We start from the raw sequence: 19,280 nt of genomic DNA, 5'->3' as shown, positions 1-19,280 counted from the left end.
GCCTGCAGGCTTCCTTCACCCATGGCGAGGACGGCTTGCAGGGCGTGCCGCGCGGATATCTGTTTGGCTTCATCGATCTCAACAATCCGATGAACATGTATTACTTCGTGCTGGCGCTGTTCGTGCTCGGCGTCTTTGCCATCTGGCGCATCATCAACTCGCCCTTCGGCATGATCCTGAAATCGGTGCGCGAGAATGAAAACCGCGCCATATCGCTCGGTTACTCCGTCAATCGCTACAAGCTGGCCGCCTTCGTCATGTCGGCAGCCCTTGCGGGGCTTGCAGGCGGCCTGAAGGCGCTCGTCTTCCAGTTTGCGACACTCACCGATGTCGGCTGGCAGATGTCGGGCGAGGTCATCCTGATGACGCTGCTTGGCGGCATTGGCACGCTGATCGGACCCATCGTCGGAGCCGCCTTCGTCGTCGCCCTCCAGAACTATCTCGCAACATCCGACTTCCCCGTCACAATCGTCACAGGCATCATCTTCATGGCATGCGTCATCCTCTTCCGGAAAGGTATCGTCGGTGAGTTCTATGCCTGGTTTGAACGGAGGAAATGAGCATGAGCGAAGCGTTGCAGATTTATCGCACCAGCGTTTCGTCGAGCTGGATCGACTATAACGGGCATATGGGTGACTATGCCTATGGCATCGTCTTTTCGAATGCTGCAACAGCCTATATGGACCGGATTGGCGTCGATACTGCTTATCGCGAAGCAAACAATGCCACGCTCTACACCCTCGATAGCCGTATCGGTTATTTGAAAGAGTGCCATGTCGATGAAGCACTGAATGTGGCGCTTTCTGTTCTGGACGCTGATCGCAAGCGTATGCATGTTTTCATGCGTATGCTGAACGAAGCCGGTCAGGAAGTAGCGTTTTGCGAGCAGGTGCTGATGCATGTCAGCCGAACGACGGGGACGCCGCGCTCGGCTGACATGCCGGAACTGGCACAACAAAGACTATCGGTCGATCTCGAGCTTTCCAAAGCTGTCATCAAACCAGAGTGGCTTGCGCGCCGGATCGGCTTGCAAAGAAAGCTGTGACGGGCGCGTAAATAGGGTGTCCCGTTGCGGATCTTCCTGCTTGTCTTGCGAAATGCTGACGGCGTGAGCGAAGCCAGACTGTATACCTTGGTATATTTCAAGTACCATAATGCACCTTGAAGAAAGCATGCATTTTCGTAGCTCCTCACTGCTCCGTCTGGTATTGAGATGCCGTCGGAGCGAAAGAATTCAGCTCCTTAACACAGGGAACCACAATGCCCAGCGACAGTAGTCGAAAGCTGTCGCCACTGGGGTTGTTCGGAGAGAGCTGACACCATGCTCTTACACGGACGCTTGCAGTGGCGCGTCATGAGGTAAGAGATGAATATTGCAGCAGCAATCGCCAATTTCGGCGCGCGCATTGGCGCGCATATGCGTTCCGCCAACCACGCAACCGCTTCCAGCGGGCAAATGTCGTATCGTCATCTGCAACACGCTAAAGCCAGCACTGACAAGGCCAACGAAACAGCTCCCCGGCTGACGACCATCTGGTACGTCAACCCGAAAAACGGACGCGTGGAATGCCGTTGGACTAAGGACCCCGTGGAAATCGCAAAATATCAGTCCTTGCCAGTGTTGGAGCGCTTCGGCCTGCTCCTCGCAGCCGGCCAGCAGAACCGGACCTCAACGTGGGTGCACTGATAAACAATCTTGTTCCACCCGTTGCGATTGAAGACGAGGAATCTAGCTACGGACGATGAGCCGGTAGGTTCGTCCGGTTTGTGCTGGCGGCGCAATCCGGGAGTATCTCCGGACTTCAACAGACACATAAACCGGGCGTCGCTGCGGCGGTACGGCATGGCTTTGCACATCTTTTAGCGGGATGGGTTTGTCTGTGCTCGTGCCGCGTATGGAAGCGTGAGGATAAAGATATGAATGCGATCGTAAAAAAGCCTGTAGCAGCAACTGCGCGCAAGGACGACAGAAAGCTGTCGATGCGCGCCGTGCGCGAGGCACAAAACAGCGTTGATACAACACTTGCCAATTTCAGAACAAACCTTAACGGACTGACCGAGGGTGAAGCCAGGGAACGTCTCGTCAAAGACGGCCCCAACCACGTAGCGCATGAAAGGCGTCCGCATGCCTTCGTCCAATTCATGCTTGCGTTCAAGAACCCGTTCATTGCCGTGTTGGTCACGCTCGCGGCGATTTCATCCGTCACGGATATAATCTTGCCGCTGCGCAACGGCGAGGAGGCGGAATATACCGGCGTGACCATTATTCTGACGATGGTTTTCCTTAGCGCTTTGCTGCGTTTCTGGCAGGAATTTCGCTCCGGCAAAGCGGCAGAAGCGCTGAAGGCGATGGTGCGCACTACGGCAACAGTGTTGCGTCGTCAGGCTGGCGGAGAGGGGCAAGGCGTGGGAGCAATGCTAGTCGAAGTTCCAATGGCCGAACTCGTTGCGGGCGACATCGTCAAGCTTTCAGCTGGGGATATGATTCCTGCCGATGTGCGTCTGCTTGAATCGCGCGATCTCTTCGTCAGTCAGGCTGCCCTCACGGGCGAAGCTTTGCCCGTTGAAAAATACGACACGCTTGGTGCTATTGCTGAAAAATCCGCCGAAGCTCAAGCAACGTCTGGCGATCAGATGGACATGCTTGATCTGCCGACGGTCTGCTTCATGGGCACGAATGTCGTTAGCGGTACGGCGACTGCTATAGTGGTTGCAACAGGAGCGCGGACGTATTTTGGTTCGCTCGCCAAAGCGATTGTAGGCTCCCGCGCACAAACCGCCTTTGATCGTGGGGTTAACAGTGTGAGCTGGCTCTTAATCCGCTTCATGCTGGTGATGGTGCCAGTGGTCTTAGTGATCAACGGCTTTACCAAAGGGGACTGGCCTGACGCCTTCATGTTTGCGCTTGCCGTGGCGGTAGGTCTGACGCCTGAAATGTTGCCCATGATCGTTTCGTCGAACCTTGCAAAAGGCGCTGTCGCAATGGCACGCCGCAAAGTTGTGGTGAAGCGTCTGAACGCCATCCAGAATTTCGGGGCCATGGATGTGCTTTGCACAGACAAAACCGGCACATTGACTCAAGACAAGATCATCCTCGAACACCATCTTGATGTTAACGGTCAATGTGACTCAAGCGTTCTGCGGTTGGCGTGGCTCAACAGTTACCATCAGAGCGGCGTGAAGAACCTTATGGATCAGGCAGTTATTCGTTTTGCCGAAGACGACCCTGCAAGCACTGCTTCAGCTCGGTTCTACAAAAAGGTGGATGAACTGCCGTTCGATTTCATTCGCCGCCGCTTGTCGGTTGTGGTTGAAGGCTTTGGTGGTGAGCATCTGCTGGTCTGTAAGGGCGCTGTGGAAGAAATGCTGGCGATCTCCACCTCTATTCGCGATGGCGATGAGATCAAACCGCTGGACGATGCGCGCCGCAAAGCGCTTGTGGAACTGGCACGCGATTACAATCGTGATGGTTTCCGTGTTCTTTTGGTTGCCACCCGTGAGATTGCGCCGTCTTCCACAATGTCGCGCTATGATATTCCTGACGAGAAGGAACTGGTGGTGCAGGGTTTCCTGACCTTCCTTGATCCACCCAAGGAAACCGCACGTCCGGCCATCGCTGCATTAGCCGAACATGGTGTTGTCGTCAAAGTTCTCACCGGTGATAATGATGTTGTCACTGCAAAGATCTGCCGTGAGGTTGGGCTGGAGCCTGGCACGCCAATTCTGGGTCGAGAAATCGAGAAGATAAGCGATGAAAAACTACGTGCGACAGTTGAGCAGGCCACGGTTTTTGCAAAGCTCACCCCTTTGCAGAAATCTCGCGTTCTCAAAGCCTTGCAGGCAAATGGTCATACGGTCGGGTTTCTCGGCGATGGTATCAATGATGCCCCGGCATTGCGCGATGCGGATGTGGGTATCTCGGTTGATAGCGGCACCGATATTGCGAAGGAATCTGCCGATATCATTCTCCTCGAAAAGAGCCTGATGGTGCTGGAAGAAGGTGTCATCAAAGGACGCGAAACCTTTGGTAATATCATCAAATATCTGAATATGACCGCCAGTTCGAATTTCGGCAATGTGTTCTCGGTTCTGGTGGCAAGTGCTTTCATACCGTTCTTGCCGATGCTGGCAATCCATTTGCTGATCCAGAATCTGATGTACGACATTTCCCAGCTTTCCCTGCCATGGGATCGTATGGACAAGGAGTTTCTCGCAAAACCTCGCAAATGGGACGCCAGGAATATTGGTCGTTTCATGATCTGGGTAGGGCCGACGTCATCGATCTTCGACATCACGACTTTCGCGCTGATGTGGTATGTCTTCGCTGCCAATACGCCGGACATGCAGTCGCTGTTTCAGTCGGGTTGGTTCATTGAAGGCTTGCTGTCACAGACGCTCGTGGTGCATATGCTGCGCACGCAGAAAATACCGTTCATCCAAAGCACTGCAGCTTTGCCAGTGATGCTCATGACTGGCTTGATCATGGCACTTGGTATTTACATTCCATTCTCGCCGCTTGGAACCATGGTTGGGTTGCAGCCGCTGCCATGGGCCTACTTCCCTTGGCTTGTCGCGACGCTGTTTGCCTATTGTGTGGTCGCGCAGACCATGAAGAGTTTCTACATTCATCGTTTTGGCCAATGGTTTTGATGCGACGCTGTCGGTGCCTCGCAGCGCCACATCGAAGGAGTGGCCAGCAGCTTTGCTGTTGGTCACTTTTTCTTTGAAAGGTCGTGTGGGCAAAACGCATGCCGGTTCTTCCGCCGATTGATGCGGGTGCCCATTGTCTGTCTGTCGGCGTATCATGGTAGATAAAAGCCGCGAATTGGAGCTATAAAGCTCAATTGAATTGTGAACCAGAGACCAGCGAGGAGACATTGAATGCGAATAAATGGTTTTCGTCGCTTGTCTCCGCGGAACGCTGCGGCATCTCTGGGCCTTGCGATTGTTAGTGCAGCCATTTTCGTGTTCGACACCGTCACCGATTACGCGATTGCAGCCGCTGTTTTCTATACGGCTATTGTGCTGGTTTCGGCCAGATTGTTTTCGCACCGCACTGTTGCTGGTGTCGCAGCTGGCTGCATTGCCTTGACAGTCGCAAGCTTCGGCCTGACGCGCTCAGGCGATTATAATGTTGGTTTCGTCAATACATTGATCAGCATCCTGGCCATTGCCTGCACCGCATATCTCGGCCTGAAACTGGTCGATGCCGAAGCAGAAGCTCATGAGACGCGAGAACGTTTGCTGCGACTTGCGCGGCTGACCACGCTTGGCCAGTTGACCGGCTCAATTTCCCACGAAGTCAGCCAGCCACTGGTTGCAATCGAAACCAGTGCTGGAGCTGGGCACCGTTGGCTGTCGCAGAATCCGCCAAACGTGGCGCGTGCGCTATCCGCGATCGAGAGAATATCGGCGGATTCTCATCGCGCGAGCGAGATACTCGACCGTGTCCGCCGCTTGTCCAAGGGCGAAAAGCCCAAGATCGAAAGTTTCGACTTCAACATGACTATCCGTGAAATGGCCGATCTGGCCGGAGCAGAGCTTCACCGGAATGGCATCCGCCTTCAACTCGACCTGGCGACGGATCTACCGCCTGCATGGGCGGACCGTGTGCAAATACAGCAGGTCTTTGGTAACCTCATCCTCAACAGCATTGAGGCAATGTCGGAGAAAGAGAAAGATGATCGTTTTCTCCTGATCAAGTCTTTCATAGGCGACAATGGCGGCCTACGCTTCGCGATAGCCGATACAGGGGCAGGGTTGACCAACACAGCGAAAGAAAGCGCTTTTGATGCCTTCTGGACGACGAAAGACGGTGGCTTCGGGCTGGGGCTGACGATCAGTCGAACGATCATAGAGGCGAATGGTGGGCGTATCTGGACCGATGCCCAAGGCGCATTGGGTGCCGGATCGGGCGGCGTGACGTTTCTGCTGGAAGTGCCAGCGGTCGGGGTGGACCAGCAATGACGGCAACTTATGAAAACGTAGCGGTGGTTTATATTATCGATGACGATCTCTCGGTTCGGCGAGCCTTGGAGGATTTGTTTGCCTCCATCGATATGAAGGCGATCAGCTTTGAATCTGTGCGTGGTTTCCTTGATTACGATCGCCAGCCCGGTCCCTCTTGCATGATACTTGATGTGCGAATGCCGGAGCAGACAGGCACGGATTTTTTCGCCCAGATGACAGGGCTCGGAATTCGTATTCCGGTTATCTTCATTACTGGTCATGGCGATATCACCATGGGCGTCAATGCAATCAGAAAAGGGGCCGTGGATTTTCTGCCAAAGCCGTTTCGTGATCACGATTTGCTGGATGCTGTATACCGGGCAATCGACGGTGATAAGAAACGTTTGCAGGACGAACGAGTGCGGTTAGAGCTTCACGATCGCTGGCTGAGCCTCACACCGGGCGAACGCGCTGTTTTTGCGCTTGTCGTGCAAGGCCTGTTAAATAAGCAAATCGCAGCTCACCTTGATGTCAAGGAAATCACTGTGAAGGTGCGCCGTGCGCATGTCATGCAGAAGATGCAGGCAGGATCACTGGCCGATCTGGTGCGGATGTCGGCTCTCATCGAACCCTAGCAATTCGCAGATCGCTCTACAGGCAAAAAATGTGCTGTATGTTACTGTAACAGACTTCATTTTCTGTGCGTTTAAGATACCCTTTTCGATATGAAATGGGGAAACTGCGATGTCGATCGTCACGCGTACAGGTCTGGGACTACTGTTATCGTTGGTTTTAATGAATAGCGTTTCAGCGCAAGAGCATCAGTCGGTAAACGACGCCAATAATCCCCTGACGCCGAAGATTACCGTTAACTTCCATAATTATTATGTGCCGGAAATATACGGGTTATCCGGTCGGCGATCCAATCAGTTTCTCCTGCGTGGATTGGTGCCCGCAGAGATAGCTGGCCTGCCACAATTGATACGATATACACTGCCTATCGCAACAGCGCCTGAGTTCCCCGACGGATATGTAACGGGCCTGGGCGATCTGACGCTGATGGACATTTTCATCCTCCCCAAGCATGGCGAGATCACATTCGGTGCGGGACCGATATTGGTCATCCCAACCGCGACAGATGACGCACTTGGCAATGGCAAATGGCAGATAGGGGCGTCGGGTGTGATCGTTGCGCCGCAGAGCTGGGGTCTACTAGGTGGTCTGTTGACCTATCAGACATCATTCGCAGGGCATGGCGACCGGGATAAGGTAAGCTTGGCAACTGTCGAGCCGATCATCAATTACAATTTAAAGGACGGCTGGTACCTGCGCTCGACAGGAACATGGAACTTCAATCTGGAAGACGACGAAGGATATATTCCGGTCGGTTTCGGTATCGGTAAAGTCTTTGAGCTGGAAAAAGGCATCACCATGAACGCGTTTATCGAGCCGCAATATACGGTTTGGCATCAAGGCGACGGCGCACCGAAATGGCAGATATTTGCGGGCGTCAATTTTCAGTTTCCTGTTAAGAAATAATAGTGCCTCGTCGCAGCTTCTGTGCGGCGTGTTTGACCAAATCAAAACTTGTTTGAGGCAAATTGCTGTCTCAGCCATTTGGCGGCGGGGCCATGCGGACGGAGCTTGTTCCAGACCAGTTCGAGCGCCACGGGATGCGCACCACCGTCGAATTGCAGTTTCGGGATGACAAGTTCATCCGCCAATGGCGAATCTCGCAATATATGTTCCGGGATATAAGCCCAGCCGATGCCTTGTTTCAGAATTTGCAGAATGACCCAGTGGCTTTCCACCCACCAGACCTCGGCGGCCACGCGAAGCCTGTGCTTTTCATCCTCGTCACTGCGCTTGCGAACCATGATCTGCCGGTGCGTCCGCAGGTCTTCCCAATTCACGGGGCTGCTCGCAAGGGGATGGTTTCGACCGCAGACGAGCACAAGTGGCACCCAGCCAATGGTCTGAAAACCGAGTTCGGGCTGTATCTGGTCGAGACGCCACATGACGCCGAGATCAACCTTGCCGTCTTTCAAGAGCCCCGCGATCACGGATGAATGTGGAAACTGCAATTCGAGTTCGACATGGGGATAGTGTTGCGCAAACGCGGCGAAGAGGGCTGCGACCGCCGGCTCGGGGTAGAGTTCATCCAGAGCAACCACAAGGCGGGACTCGACATGCTCGTCGAAGTTCCGCGCTACTGAAATCAGATGTTCACGCCTGTCGAGCATGAGACGCGCTTCGGGCAACAGCCTTGCGCCTGCTTCGGTGAGCACTGGGCTACGTGTCGTCCTGCTGAAAAGTTTGACATTAAGATCATCTTCCAGAGAGGATATCAATACGCTGACTGCCGACTGCGCTTTACGCAAATGACGGGCTGCAGCCGAAAAGGAACCTTGTTCGGCGGCGGCAACAAATGCTTCCAATTGGTCCAGCTCGACATTCATCTATCGTAAATCCCGATAGTATCTAACTTTTAAAATCCATAATAATAGATAGAAAGCGCACACCAATATCAAGGAATAAATAAGTGCGTAGTTTTACAGATCGTGTTCGCCACGCGGCAATGTTTGAAATTATTGGGCTGGCAATCTTCATTCCAGGCTCGGCTGTTCTCTTTGACAAGCCGGTGGAAGCAATGGGCGTCATCGGCGTCATATCCGCCACCACCGCGACCATCTGGAATTTTCTTTTCAATCTTGGATTTGATCGGGTCTTGCTGCGACTGAGAGGAACGGTGAATAAAACCATGCCTATTCGCGTTGCACACGCCGTCCTGTTTGAAGCCGGACTGATTGTGTTGCTGATACCGTTTATCGCTTGGTATCTGGGCATTTCGATCATCACCGCGCTGATGCTGGATGTAGTAATCGTGCTTTTTTACCTGGCGTATACCTTTGTTTTCAATATCGCTTATGATTGGCTGTTTCCAATCTCACATGAGATATCGGGAAAAGCACGACTTAAAACTGTGCGGTGAGGCAGCATTCTGCCCCACCGCAATTTTGTGACCATCACACCGGCAAACGGTGACGCACCAGTGTTGTCCAATAAGAGCAACCCCAGGCAATGACATCATCGTTGAAGTCATATTTCGGGTGATGGAGATTGGCGCTTGGGCCGTTGCCGATATTAATCATCGCGCCCGGAACTTCGTTCAGCATGAACGCGAAGTCCTCGCCGCCGAGCGTGGCGGGCATGTCGCGCGTGACACGATCAGCGCCTGAGACGGCTTCGGCGGCGAGGGCTGCGAGTTCGGTTTCGTGTTCGTGATTAATGGTTACGGGATAGTTGCGCTGATAGTCGAGCGTTGCCTTGGCTCCGAAAGCATCGGCAATGCCCTGCACCGCACGGGTCAGCTTTTCCTCAATGTGATTACGCACTTCTTCGCGAAGCGTGCGAACCGTGCCGGTCAACCGGATTTTCTGCGGAATGACGTTGAACGCATCGCCGCCCTGAATAGTCGTGATCGAGATCACAGCGGAATCGAGCGGATCGATGGTGCGGGCAGTCAGCGTCTGGATTGCCTGAATGAGCGCTGCCGTTACCGGGATGGGGTCAATGGTCTGATGCGGCGAAGCTGCATGTCCGCCAACGCCTTCTATGGTGATGTCGAGCACATCAACCGAACCCATAATCGGACCGGAATTGATGGTGAAATGTCCCACCTCTAGGTTTGGACGGTTGTGCATGCCATAGACTTCGTTGACCGGCCAGCGCTTGAACAGGCCGTCGTCGATCATCGCCTTGGCGCCAGCGCCGCCTTCTTCGGCAGGCTGGAAGATGACGATGACCGTACCGTCGAAAGCGCGGCTTTGCGCCAATTCGCGGGCCGCCCCGAGAAGCATCGTGGTATGGCCGTCATGACCGCAGGCATGCATCTTGCCCGGCACTTTGGATGACCATGCCGCGCCGGTTTCTTCCAGGATCGGCAGCGCATCCATATCCGCGCGCAAAGCAATGGCACGGCCAGACTTGTTGGTCTGGCCGTGAATAACACCGACAACACCGGTGCGCCCGATGCCGGTTGCAACTTCATCGACACCAGCCGCACGCAGTGCATCGGCAACCTTTTCCGCTGTCCGGTTCACATCGTAAAGCAACTCTGGATTTTCATGCAGATCGCGACGGAATGCGACGAGTTCATCCAGCTGGTTCGCCGTCCAGTTTTCAACCGGCATTTCAGGCTTCCTTTGTCGTTTCTTCAGTGACGTCAAGGCGATAGCGGAAATCGCAGTGGCTTGCGCCCTTCATGATGGTCTGCGTGCGCTCCAGCTTCATTGCGGGATTGTAGCCGATGCAGAAATCGCCATCGCGATTACAGGAAAGCAGGTGCCCGATATGGCCAAGGCCCATTTCGCGATACATTTCCGAATAGCGGCACCGCGTGACATTGAAATCGAAATGGTTTTCGTCTCGCGAAATCACGTCGATTTCGAGTGCGTTTTCCTTTGTCCACAGCGGCTGGATATCGGCAAAGTCTTGCAGAGTGGGCGTGCGGCCCAGTTCTTCGGCAAAGCTCTTGCCTTGTTCGATAGCGGAGCGGCTGACAGCTTCGCCGACGACTGCCTGCGCTTCTTCTTCGCCGGATCGTTCGCGCAACACATCATAGATATTCTTGAGAACCATCGCCTCGATGCGGCGGCGTTCGAGAATGGGCAATTGATTCATGGACCTGACCTTTCACATGAATGAGCTGGTTTAGAGATTGGGTTCGGTGAGATCCTTGCGCCTAAGCCAAGCGAGATAGAATGGGGCGATCTTCCGCGCGACTTTATGAAAAGGCAGCGGTGCGGGTTCTGAGACGGGCAAGGCGAGTTCCTGCAACGGCTCTCCGTCAAGCGCGCGTGCGAATTCGCGGCCAAGCGATGTGCCAAGTGCTACGCCGCGTCCGTTGCAGCCGATCCATGCCCAACCATTGGCGCCAAGCTGATGGACGCGCGGGAAACGGTCCCACGTCATGCCGATATACCCGCTCCAGACATGGGTGATTTCCGGCTCGCCAAGCGCCGGAAAAGCCTCAGCCATATTGCGTGCCGTCTTGCGCTTTACGCGCTCAGCGATGTTGAAATCGCCCATCACCACACCGCCGGTGATAAGCCGGTTGCGGGCATCGTAGCGGAAGAAACGGAGGTCGCCGCGCGTATCGGAAACGGCCTGCCTTCCCGGCAGAATGGTTGTGCGTAGATTGTCACTGACCGGAGCAGTCGCCATCTGCCATGACAAGACCGGCACGATGGTGCGGGCAAGGCGTGGGGCGAGCCTTTCGCGCAGCTCGCCGGTATAGGCATTGGTTGCGAGCAAAAAACCCTTGGCGCGAACGGTGGCGTTGTCGGTGCGCACTTCCCAGTGATCGCCGACGTGCTGATAGAATGTGACCGGGCTTTGCTCGTGAATGATCGCGCCATGGCGCTCTGCTGCAGCGGCCAGGCCGCGCGCGAAGGCCAGTGGATTGATATGGCCGCCGGTCGGGTTGAACATGCCGCCATACCAGAAATCACTGCCGAGCAGCTGCGAAGTCGCTGCACGGTCAAGGAATTCTGCCGGGAAACCGAAGCGTTTCCATGCCTCTACGCGGGTTTGTGATAGCTTCACCCGGCCCGGCGAGTGGGCAGGCTGGAACCAGCCGTTCTGCTCGGCCTCGGCTTCGATATTCTCATCGCGCACGATGGAGAAAAGAATGTCGGCGCTGTTACCAATCAGTTTTGCAAAGCGTTCGCCCGCCGCGCCATAGCGCTTGGCAATGGCGTCCGGCTCGGCAGACGTCATGGTCGGGATGACCTGTCCGTTGTTGCGGCCTGAGGCGCCCCAGCCGACCGCATTGCCTTCTAGCAGGATGACGCGCTTGCCGCGTTTTGCCAGATGAAGTGCTGCCGACAGGCCCGTGAAACCGCCGCCGACGATAACGGCATCGGCTTCTGCATCGCTATTAAGCGGCTTGGCTGGTGTGCGGGGAGGCGCAGTGGCGGCCCAGATGGAGGGTGGAAATTCTACTTTTTGCATGGCTTCACGCGGTTTCAAAACGAGGTGGCGTCCAGTTTTTGCCGGGGATGGAGGCAAGCAGGCGCTGTGTGTATTCGTGGCGAGGATTGGCGAAAACTTCAGCCGTTGGGCCAGTTTCAGCGATCTCGCCCTTGGACATGACGATGATGCGGTCGCAAAGCTGGGCTGCGACGCGCAGATCATGCGTGACGAACAGTAGCGACAGGTTCAGCCGTTCGCGCAAGTCTGCCAGAAGCCGCAGAACCTGCGCCTGTACTGAAACATCGAGTGCTGAGACAGGTTCGTCCGCGACGATGATGCGCGGTTCTAAAGCGAGTGCACGCGCAATGCCGATGCGCTGACGCTGCCCGCCCGAAAACTCATGCGGAAAACGGTCGGCGGCGGCAGGCGAAAGCTCGACCAGTTCCAGCAGTTCCCGTGCCTTCGCGTGCGCCTCAGCCTTCGGTACACCGTGGACGATAGGGCCCTGTGCGATGAGGTCCACGACACGGCGGCGCGGGTTGAGTGAGGCCATCGGGTCCTGAAAGACCATCTGGATATCTTTCCGCATGGCGCGTAATTCACGCGGGCTTGCACTCAGAAAATCTTTGCCGTTCACATCAACCTTGCCACTATCTGCTTCCAGCAGGCGCGTAACGATGCGCGAAACTGTCGTCTTGCCCGAGCCGCTTTCCCCAACGACGCCAAGTGTTTCGCCCTGACGCAGTTCGAATGAAAGATCCTTTACGGCGGATACGGCGCTGCGTTTGCCTGTGAGCAATCCGCCCCGCGCCTTGAATGTCTTGCGTAAAGCGCTTGCCTTGAGAATGATCGGCTGTGCTTCAACTAATGTCTTCGTTTCGGGCGGTGTGAGCGCTGGAACTGAAGCAATCAGCGCCTTCGTGTAAGGATGCTGGGGATGGTTCAACACCTCATTAGCCGGGCCTTGCTCGACCAGTTCGCCGAGGCGCAACACCGCGACGCGATCGGCGATTTCCGCCACCACGCCAAAATCATGCGTGATGAAAAGAATACCCGTGTCATGCTCGCGTTGCAGATCGCGGATCAGTTTCAGGATTTGCGCCTGCGTGGTCACGTCGAGCGCTGTAGTCGGTTCGTCGGCGATGATGAGACGCGGTTTCAGGATCAGCGCCATGGCGATCATCACGCGCTGGCGCTGTCCACCGGAAATCTGATGCGGATAGGCGTTGTAGGCGGATTCCGGATCGGGAATTTTCACTTCTGCCAGCATGTCCAGCACGGCGGCACGGCGTTCCTTGCGGCCAAGTTTGGTATGCAGGCGCAGCACTTCGTCGATCTGCCAGCCAACTGTTTTCTGCGGGTTGAGCGCAGTCATCGGCTCCTGAAAGATCATGCCGATGCGATCACCGCGCAGCTTTTTCATCTCCGCTTCGGAAAGCGAATAAAGATCGGTGCCTTCAAGCCTGATCGTGCCATGGGTCACGCGCACATGCGGTTCCGGTAAAAGGCGCATGATCGCGCCTGCGGAAAGCGACTTGCCGGAGCCGCTTTCACCGACGAGGCAGACGATTTCGCCGGGATTAATGGTCAGTGTCAGGTCCTGCAGGGCATAAGGACGGTCGGCGCCCTTCGGAAGCGCGATTTGGAGATTGCTGATTTCGAGAACAGGTGCGGCGGTCATTATTTCTTCTGCCTCGGATTGAGCGCGTCGTTCAGTCCTTCACCGAGCAGGCTAAAGGAAAGAACGGTGAGCAGAATGGCGATGCCTGGAATGACCGAGCAGAACCAGTCGGTGCGCAGCACAGCGCGGCCTTGGCCGATCATATTGCCCCAGCTTGCATAGTTCGGATCACCGAGGCCGAGAAAGGCGAGCGCGCTTTCCATCAGGATAGAGGTAGCCATCACCACAGATGCGAATACGATCACCGGCGGCAGCGCGTTCGGCAGGATTTCGCGGAAGATGATCGACATATTGCCGACACCCAGATTGCGCGCCGCGTCGATGAATTCGCGCTTGCGCAGCGCTAGAAATTCGGCACGCACCATGCGCGCAGGCGCGGTCCATGACACGATACCGATGCAGATAATGATATTCTCGATGGAAGAGCCGAAGATTGCCACCAGCGTCAGAAGCAGCACGAAGCTTGGCACAGTTTGAAAGGCTTCGGTGACGCGCATAAGAACGTCATCCACCCAGCCGCCATAATAGCCAGCGAGCGCACCAATGACGATGCCGATGATGATAGAGATCAGGGTCGCGACCACGCCAATCAGCAAGGAAATGCGCGCGCCATGGACTATGCCGGCCATGATGTCACGCCCGAGCTGATCCGTCCCGAGTGGCATTGCAGCATTGATGAAGGGCCATACAAGCGGATCGCCAGCGCGGCGCAACGGGTCGCCGGGTGCAATGACATCGGCCAATAGGGCAATTAGAACCACGGCGACGAAAAGGACGAGGCCGAGCACGGCGGCGCGGTTGCGACTGAAACGCTGCCACAGAACTTTTGTGCGGGAGACCTGTGGGCGGATGAAGGAAAGGTCCTGGGACGTCATGACAGTTCGATCCTGGAATCAAGCCGCGCATAGATGAGATCGGTGATGAAATTCACGATCACCACCAGCACCGAGCACAGAAAGATGATGCCCATCAGCGTGTTGAGGTCGCGCTTGATCACCGATGTATAGGCAAGCTGGCCAAGGCCGGGCAGCGAGAAGATTGTCTCGATCACAACCGAGCCGCCGAGCACGGTGGAAAACTGGAGGCCCAGTAGCGTCACGACGGGCAAGAATGCGTTGCGCATGATGTGATGGAACATCAGCCTTGCGCCGCTGGCTCCCTTGGCGCGGGCCGTGCGGACATAATCAAGATCGGCCACTTCGAGCACGCTTGTGCGCATCAGTCGCATGTAGAAGGCGAGATAGATCAGCGAAAGCGCCGTCGTCGGCATGACGAGATGTACCGCAATATCCCAGACATTCTTCCAGCCGGTGTAAAAACCGCCAAGCGTCTTGTAACCGCCCACGGGCAGCCAGCCCAGCTTGACGGAAAAGATGAACATCAGGATGAGGCTGAGGAAGAAGCTTGGCATTGCATAGAAGACAAGGCCGAGCGTGGAGATGACATTGTCGGTCAGCGAATAGGCCTTGCGCGCTGCGAAAGCGCCAAGCGCGATGCCGAAAATGAAGGCGACCGACAGGGAAGAAAGCATAAGCAGAAGCGTCGGCACGAGACGCGCCATCAGCACGTCCAGCACGGGCAGTTCATAGACGTAGGACCAGCCGAAATCAAACCGTGCCAGCTTGGTCATATAAATCCACAGCTGCACCCAGACCGGTTGGTCGAGGCCATATTCGGTGCGCAGATTGGCCACGAATTGCGGGTCAGCACCGCCCATGTCGCCAACGAGCGCGTCAACCGTGTCGCCCGGCGCAAGCTTGATCAGCAGAAACGCCCCGATCATGATGAGAAGGATGACCGGGATTGCCTGCAAAATGCGACGCAACGCAAAGGTCAGGATTGGGGGCAGGGACATTGCGGATTATCCTGCATGATATTCATAGTCATCATTCTAAAACTCGTGAACCGCTGCCGGGTGACCGGCAGCGGTTGGTATCGCTTATTGGTCGATCCAGAGATCGTACCAGCTGGATGAATCCCACCGCGGTGTGTTGTGGTGGTTCTTGAGAACCTTATTCGTCACGCCGACGAACGGATGTTCGATGGCGAAGATGACTGGCAGGTCCTTCATCTCAAGCTGCTGAATCTGATGATAGAGATCGGCGCGCTTAGCCGGGTCGAGCTCGCTCGCAGCCTTGTCAATTAGGCTGTCCATTTCGTCAGACTTATAGTCGAACTGGTTGGACCATGCCGTGCCGACCGGAGCGCCGGAGCGCAGCCAGACGGTGGTGGAAACAGCCGGATCGGAACGGAACTGGTGCCAGCCGCTTGCCGTGTCGAAGTCGTGATCGCGATAGACGCCATTCAGGAAGCCCGGTGCGTCATTGGTCAGGATTTCGACGTCAATGCCGACTTCCTTCATGGCCTGTGCATAATATTCAGCCCAGAGCTGCGTATATTCGCCCCATGGCGCCGGACGATGACGCAGCTTGAAGCGTATGCCGTTTTCTTTGACGGGATACCCAGCTTCGTCGAGCAGCTTCTTGGCCTTTTCGACATCATAAGGATAGGTCTGCACTTGATCGGTGTAATTTGCACCGCCAGCGCTCGGGATCGGGCCACGGCCCGGCTTGGCGTAGCCGCGCATGATCGTCTTGATCGCAAAGTCGATGTCGAGAGCGTGATAGATCGCCTGACGGACCTTCAGATTGGCAAGGATCGGATTGCGCAGGTTGAACTCGATGGTCGAGTGGGCGACGTTGTTTTCGAAACCCTTGGTGCCGGTGTCGAAACGGCCATCCTTTTGGAGGCGCTCGGTATCCGACATGGAAATACCGTTGAAGGCGGTTTCCATCATTTCGCCAGCTTCAAGTGCTGCCGCTGCCGCTGCCTTGTCCGGCATGAAACGCCAGATGATGCGGTCGAGGTAAGGATATTCCTTGCCGCGCCAATAATCATCATTGCGTTCGGCTATGATGTGCTGGCCGCGCTCATATTCGACGAACTTGAACGGGCCCGTGCCGACCGGCGCGGAATTGTACTTGTTCTTCAGAATATCGGTGCCTTCATAGAGATGCTTCGGTACCGGATGACCGAGATCCGGCATCGCAGCGACCAGCAATTCCAGCGGCATCGGCTTGGAATAGCGGAACACGGCGGTATGCGGATCGGTGCAGTCGACTGCTTCAAGATTAGCCTGAAGCGTCGTCGAATAGTTGAGCAGCTTCTTCCAGAGATTCATCGCGCTGAACGAAACGTCATCGCAGGTGAATGGCTGGCCGTCGTGCCAGCGCACGTTTTCGCGCAGCTTAAAGGTAATGGCCTTGCCGTCTTCCGAGGAAGACCAACTTGTTGCCAGAACCGGCACGTAGCCCTCGTAAGTGCGGTCGATCAGCGGCTCCATGATGCGACCGGTGATCTGGTAAACGCCGGTGGAGGCGCGAAGCGCAGGGTTGAGTACGCCCTGCTCGGTATTCATATGGACGATGACTGTGCCGCCGCGCTTTACTTCTTCGGCGTGGGATGACGCCGTAGCAAGCGAAAACGCTGCGAGAAACAGGCCAAGGCCAGCTTTTCTGATATGCATTCTGTGTTCCCCTAAAGGACGTTGAGGGAGGGCTTTCAGGCCTCTTTTCCCGCACGACCCGATATTGTTCAAGCCCCTGAAAACGCTCTTTAAAGCTTCGCCTCAGGGGCATTATTGCACGCAAGCACTGGTATGCTAGAATCCGCAGATTAATTGTCAAGATAAACTAATTTAGGCGGTAAAATTAGTATAATTTCCCGCACTCTATGCGCTAATAAATGTCGATTTTCTACGATGGAGCTTGTTGATGAACCAGATTTCTCCCGACTCGAGCGAAAATGCGGGCAAAATCAAGCCTGGTGCAGTCTGGATTACAGGTGCCGGATCGGGGATTGGCGCTGCGATGGCGCGACGGTTTGGAAGCGAAGGCTGGCCGGTGGCCTTGACGGGCCGGAAGGCGGAAGCGCTGGCCATCATCGCGGATGAAATAACATCCGCCGGTGGTGAAGCCCGGATATTTCCGGCGGATGTGCTCGACCGCAAGGCGATGACGGATACTGCCGAAGCGATTGTCGAATGGGCCGGGAGTCTCGATGTGGTCTGCAACAATGCAGGGCTTAATATTCCGCGCCGCAGCTGGTCGGATATCGATTTCGATTCATGGGACGATGTCATCGACATCAATATCAAGGGCGCGATCAATGTGATCGCAGCCGCGCTGGCGCCGATGCGCGCACAGGGCGGCGGTCTGATGATCCATACATCGTCATGGGCGGGTCGTTTTTCGTCACCGGCTGGCGGCGTGCCCTATGGCGCCTCCAAACACGCGCTCAACGATCTGAGTGCGAGCCTGAACGCGCAAGAAGGACAAAACGGTATTCGGTCCACGGTGCTTTGTCCCGGTGAGGTGGCGACTCCGCTTCTGGCCCGCCGTCCGGGTTTTGATCCGGCACGTATGGATGACGTCATTCAGCCGGAGGATATGGCCGAAACTGCACTCTATGTCGCCAATATGAATCCGAAGGTCACAATTCATGAGATTGTGCTGGCGCCCACAAAGAAATAAGCCTCCATTCCAAGCATCTGATTTTATGAAAAAAGGAAACTCCACATGTCTCACCCGGTAAAAGGCGTCGACCACGTTTTTCTGCTGGTTAACGATCTGGAGAAAAGTGCCGAGCAATACCGTCGCTTCGGATTCACGCTGAGTCCGCGCGGGCTTCACAGCAAGGAAAAAGGCACCGGCAATTACACGATCATGTTTCCGGAAGATTATTTCGAGCTTCTGGGGATCGTTGCCGAAACGCCGGGTAATCTGCACCAGCGCGAGAAACTGGCCGCGCAAGGCGAAGGCCTGCATGCAATTGCCTGCCGGATCGACAATGCCCGTGAGGCAAAGGCGGCGCTTGCAGAACTCGATATAGCGACGGGCGAAGTTGGCGCATTCCAGCGCCCGGTGCAACTGCCGGGTGGCGGCGCGGGCGTCGCAGCGTTCGAAACAGTCTCTTTTGCCGATAGCGAAGTTCCGCAGGGCATGGTTTTCATGTGTCAGCATAAGACCCGCGAAACGGTCTGGCTGCGGGAGCTGATCGAACATGAAAATGGTGCTATCGGTCTCTCGGCTATCGTTATCATCGCGACCGACCCTGAAACATCTGCGAAAGGTTTTGCTCCTCTTTTCAAGGCCGGGAAAGCGGTTGAGCACGATGGCGTATGGAAGGTTCTGACCGGGCCGAACTCCGCCGATCTGCTGGTTCTGGATCGCGAGAAAGCGTTGTCGCTTTACCCGGATGTCGATTTGGACAAAACACCTGCCAGTGCTTTCGCAGCCTTGCGCATTCGGGTGAGTTCACTGGATAAAGCGCGTGCTGCACTGACCGCACATGGCGTTTCCTTTGTGCCGACATCAGCAGGTGTGGCTGTTTTGCCGGAGAAGGCGAGCGGCACAGTATTGGAATTTTCGGAACGATAGGCGTTTTCTGGCCGTAAAGAATTCAAGGCGCGGTTACCATAAACCGCGCCCACACGACTGTTACCGAAGCCATAAAGTCGCGCACTTGAAATGATTACTGTTGTAACTTTAAGCTGACTATTTTTTACTCAATTGCCCGATAATATTGCTTCTTATGATGCTGGATCTTTTTGTGTGGCGTAATTTCAGGCGCATGGTGGTTGGAAAGAGGGTGTCCTCGCTTATTGCGCACAAAT

General features: G+C 55.5%; 18 protein-coding genes. 10 read left to right on the top strand and 8 right to left on the bottom strand.

The window, feature by feature from the left end:
• The 7 genes from JAU75_RS17045 to JAU75_RS17015 all read left to right on the top strand — a co-directional run.
• Nucleotides 1-560: branched-chain amino acid ABC transporter permease (locus JAU75_RS17045; protein WP_199057672.1), on the top strand; the 560-nt coding region annotated here is incomplete at its 5' end.
• A 2-nt stretch (nucleotides 561-562) separates the two neighbouring features.
• Nucleotides 563-1,045, top strand: coding sequence for a thioesterase family protein (locus JAU75_RS17040; protein WP_199057671.1), 483 nt, complete (start codon nucleotides 563-565; stop codon nucleotides 1,043-1,045).
• Between the two features lie 321 nt (nucleotides 1,046-1,366).
• Nucleotides 1,367-1,687, top strand: a complete 321-nt coding sequence (locus tag JAU75_RS17035; protein ID WP_199057670.1) for a hypothetical protein — start codon at nucleotides 1,367-1,369, stop codon at nucleotides 1,685-1,687.
• Between the two features lie 230 nt (nucleotides 1,688-1,917).
• Nucleotides 1,918-4,650, top strand: coding sequence for a magnesium-translocating P-type ATPase (gene mgtA / locus JAU75_RS17030; RefSeq protein ID WP_199057669.1), 2,733 nt, complete (start codon nucleotides 1,918-1,920; stop codon nucleotides 4,648-4,650).
• 231 nt (nucleotides 4,651-4,881) lie between these two features.
• Entirely contained in the window at nucleotides 4,882-5,967 is a 1,086-nt protein-coding gene (locus JAU75_RS17025) for an ATP-binding protein (RefSeq protein ID WP_199057668.1), read from the top strand.
• Nucleotides 5,964-6,584: a response regulator gene (locus JAU75_RS17020; RefSeq protein WP_199057667.1), complete on the top strand. Its 621-nt coding sequence runs from the start codon at nucleotides 5,964-5,966 to the stop codon at nucleotides 6,582-6,584. The genes JAU75_RS17025 and JAU75_RS17020 overlap by 4 nt, the downstream gene beginning before the upstream one ends.
• A 109-nt stretch (nucleotides 6,585-6,693) precedes the next feature.
• On the top strand, nucleotides 6,694-7,488 hold the full coding sequence (locus tag JAU75_RS17015) for a hypothetical protein (RefSeq protein ID WP_247880524.1): 795 nt from the start codon (nucleotides 6,694-6,696) through the stop codon (nucleotides 7,486-7,488).
• Nucleotides 7,489-7,529: 41 nt separating this feature from the next.
• On the opposite strand, the gene JAU75_RS17010 is transcribed toward JAU75_RS17015, so the two are convergent.
• Nucleotides 7,530-8,408 carry a LysR family transcriptional regulator gene (locus JAU75_RS17010; RefSeq protein WP_199057666.1) on the bottom strand — a complete coding sequence of 293 codons (879 nt, stop codon included), beginning with the start codon at nucleotides 8,406-8,408 and terminating at the stop codon, nucleotides 7,530-7,532.
• An 83-nt stretch (nucleotides 8,409-8,491) separates the two neighbouring features.
• Here JAU75_RS17010 and JAU75_RS17005 point away from each other — a divergent pair, with 83 nt between their 5' ends.
• Entirely contained in the window at nucleotides 8,492-8,941 is a 450-nt protein-coding gene (locus JAU75_RS17005; protein WP_199057665.1) for a PACE efflux transporter, read from the top strand.
• 34 nt (nucleotides 8,942-8,975) lie between these two features.
• On the opposite strand, the gene JAU75_RS17000 is transcribed toward JAU75_RS17005, so the two are convergent.
• The 7 genes from JAU75_RS17000 to JAU75_RS16970 all read right to left on the bottom strand — a co-directional run bounded on the left by JAU75_RS17000 (nucleotide 8,976) and on the right by JAU75_RS16970 (nucleotide 17,132).
• On the bottom strand, nucleotides 8,976-10,142 hold the full coding sequence (locus tag JAU75_RS17000; RefSeq protein WP_199057664.1) for a M20 aminoacylase family protein: 1,167 nt from the start codon (nucleotides 10,140-10,142) through the stop codon (nucleotides 8,976-8,978).
• Between the two features lies 1 nt (nucleotide 10,143).
• Nucleotides 10,144-10,632: an L-2-amino-thiazoline-4-carboxylic acid hydrolase gene (locus JAU75_RS16995; protein ID WP_199057663.1), complete on the bottom strand. Its 489-nt coding sequence runs from the start codon at nucleotides 10,630-10,632 to the stop codon at nucleotides 10,144-10,146.
• Nucleotides 10,633-10,662: 30 nt separating this feature from the next.
• Nucleotides 10,663-11,964: an FAD-binding oxidoreductase gene (locus JAU75_RS16990; protein WP_199057662.1), complete on the bottom strand. Its 1,302-nt coding sequence runs from the start codon at nucleotides 11,962-11,964 to the stop codon at nucleotides 10,663-10,665.
• A 4-nt stretch (nucleotides 11,965-11,968) separates the two neighbouring features.
• Nucleotides 11,969-13,606, bottom strand: coding sequence for an ABC transporter ATP-binding protein (locus JAU75_RS16985; RefSeq protein ID WP_210339331.1), 1,638 nt, complete (start codon nucleotides 13,604-13,606; stop codon nucleotides 11,969-11,971).
• A complete protein-coding gene (locus JAU75_RS16980; RefSeq protein WP_199057661.1) occupies nucleotides 13,606-14,481 on the bottom strand; it encodes an ABC transporter permease in 876 nt (291 codons plus the stop codon). The genes JAU75_RS16985 and JAU75_RS16980 overlap by 1 nt, the downstream gene beginning before the upstream one ends.
• A complete protein-coding gene (locus JAU75_RS16975; protein ID WP_199057660.1) occupies nucleotides 14,478-15,461 on the bottom strand; it encodes an ABC transporter permease in 984 nt (327 codons plus the stop codon). Before JAU75_RS16975 ends, JAU75_RS16980 begins: the two co-directional genes overlap by 4 nt.
• Before the next feature lie 84 nt (nucleotides 15,462-15,545).
• Nucleotides 15,546-17,132, bottom strand: coding sequence for an ABC transporter substrate-binding protein (locus JAU75_RS16970; protein WP_199057659.1), 1,587 nt, complete (start codon nucleotides 17,130-17,132; stop codon nucleotides 15,546-15,548).
• 247 nt (nucleotides 17,133-17,379) lie between these two features.
• On the opposite strand from JAU75_RS16970, the gene JAU75_RS16965 reads away from it, so the two are divergent.
• Both JAU75_RS16965 and JAU75_RS16960 read left to right on the top strand, forming a co-directional pair.
• Nucleotides 17,380-18,138 (top strand): SDR family oxidoreductase, encoded by a 759-nt coding sequence (locus JAU75_RS16965; protein WP_199057658.1) that lies wholly within the window; start codon nucleotides 17,380-17,382, stop codon nucleotides 18,136-18,138.
• Nucleotides 18,139-18,183: 45 nt separating this feature from the next.
• Nucleotides 18,184-19,044 carry a VOC family protein gene (locus JAU75_RS16960; protein ID WP_199057657.1) on the top strand — a complete coding sequence of 287 codons (861 nt, stop codon included), beginning with the start codon at nucleotides 18,184-18,186 and terminating at the stop codon, nucleotides 19,042-19,044.
• The last annotated feature ends 236 nt before the right edge of the window (nucleotides 19,045-19,280 follow it).

The sequence above is a fragment of the Ochrobactrum sp. Q0168 genome (assembly GCF_016427605.1).
Lineage (GTDB): Bacteria > Pseudomonadota > Alphaproteobacteria > Rhizobiales > Rhizobiaceae > Brucella.
This window is presented reverse-complemented; position numbering and strand designations above follow the sequence as displayed.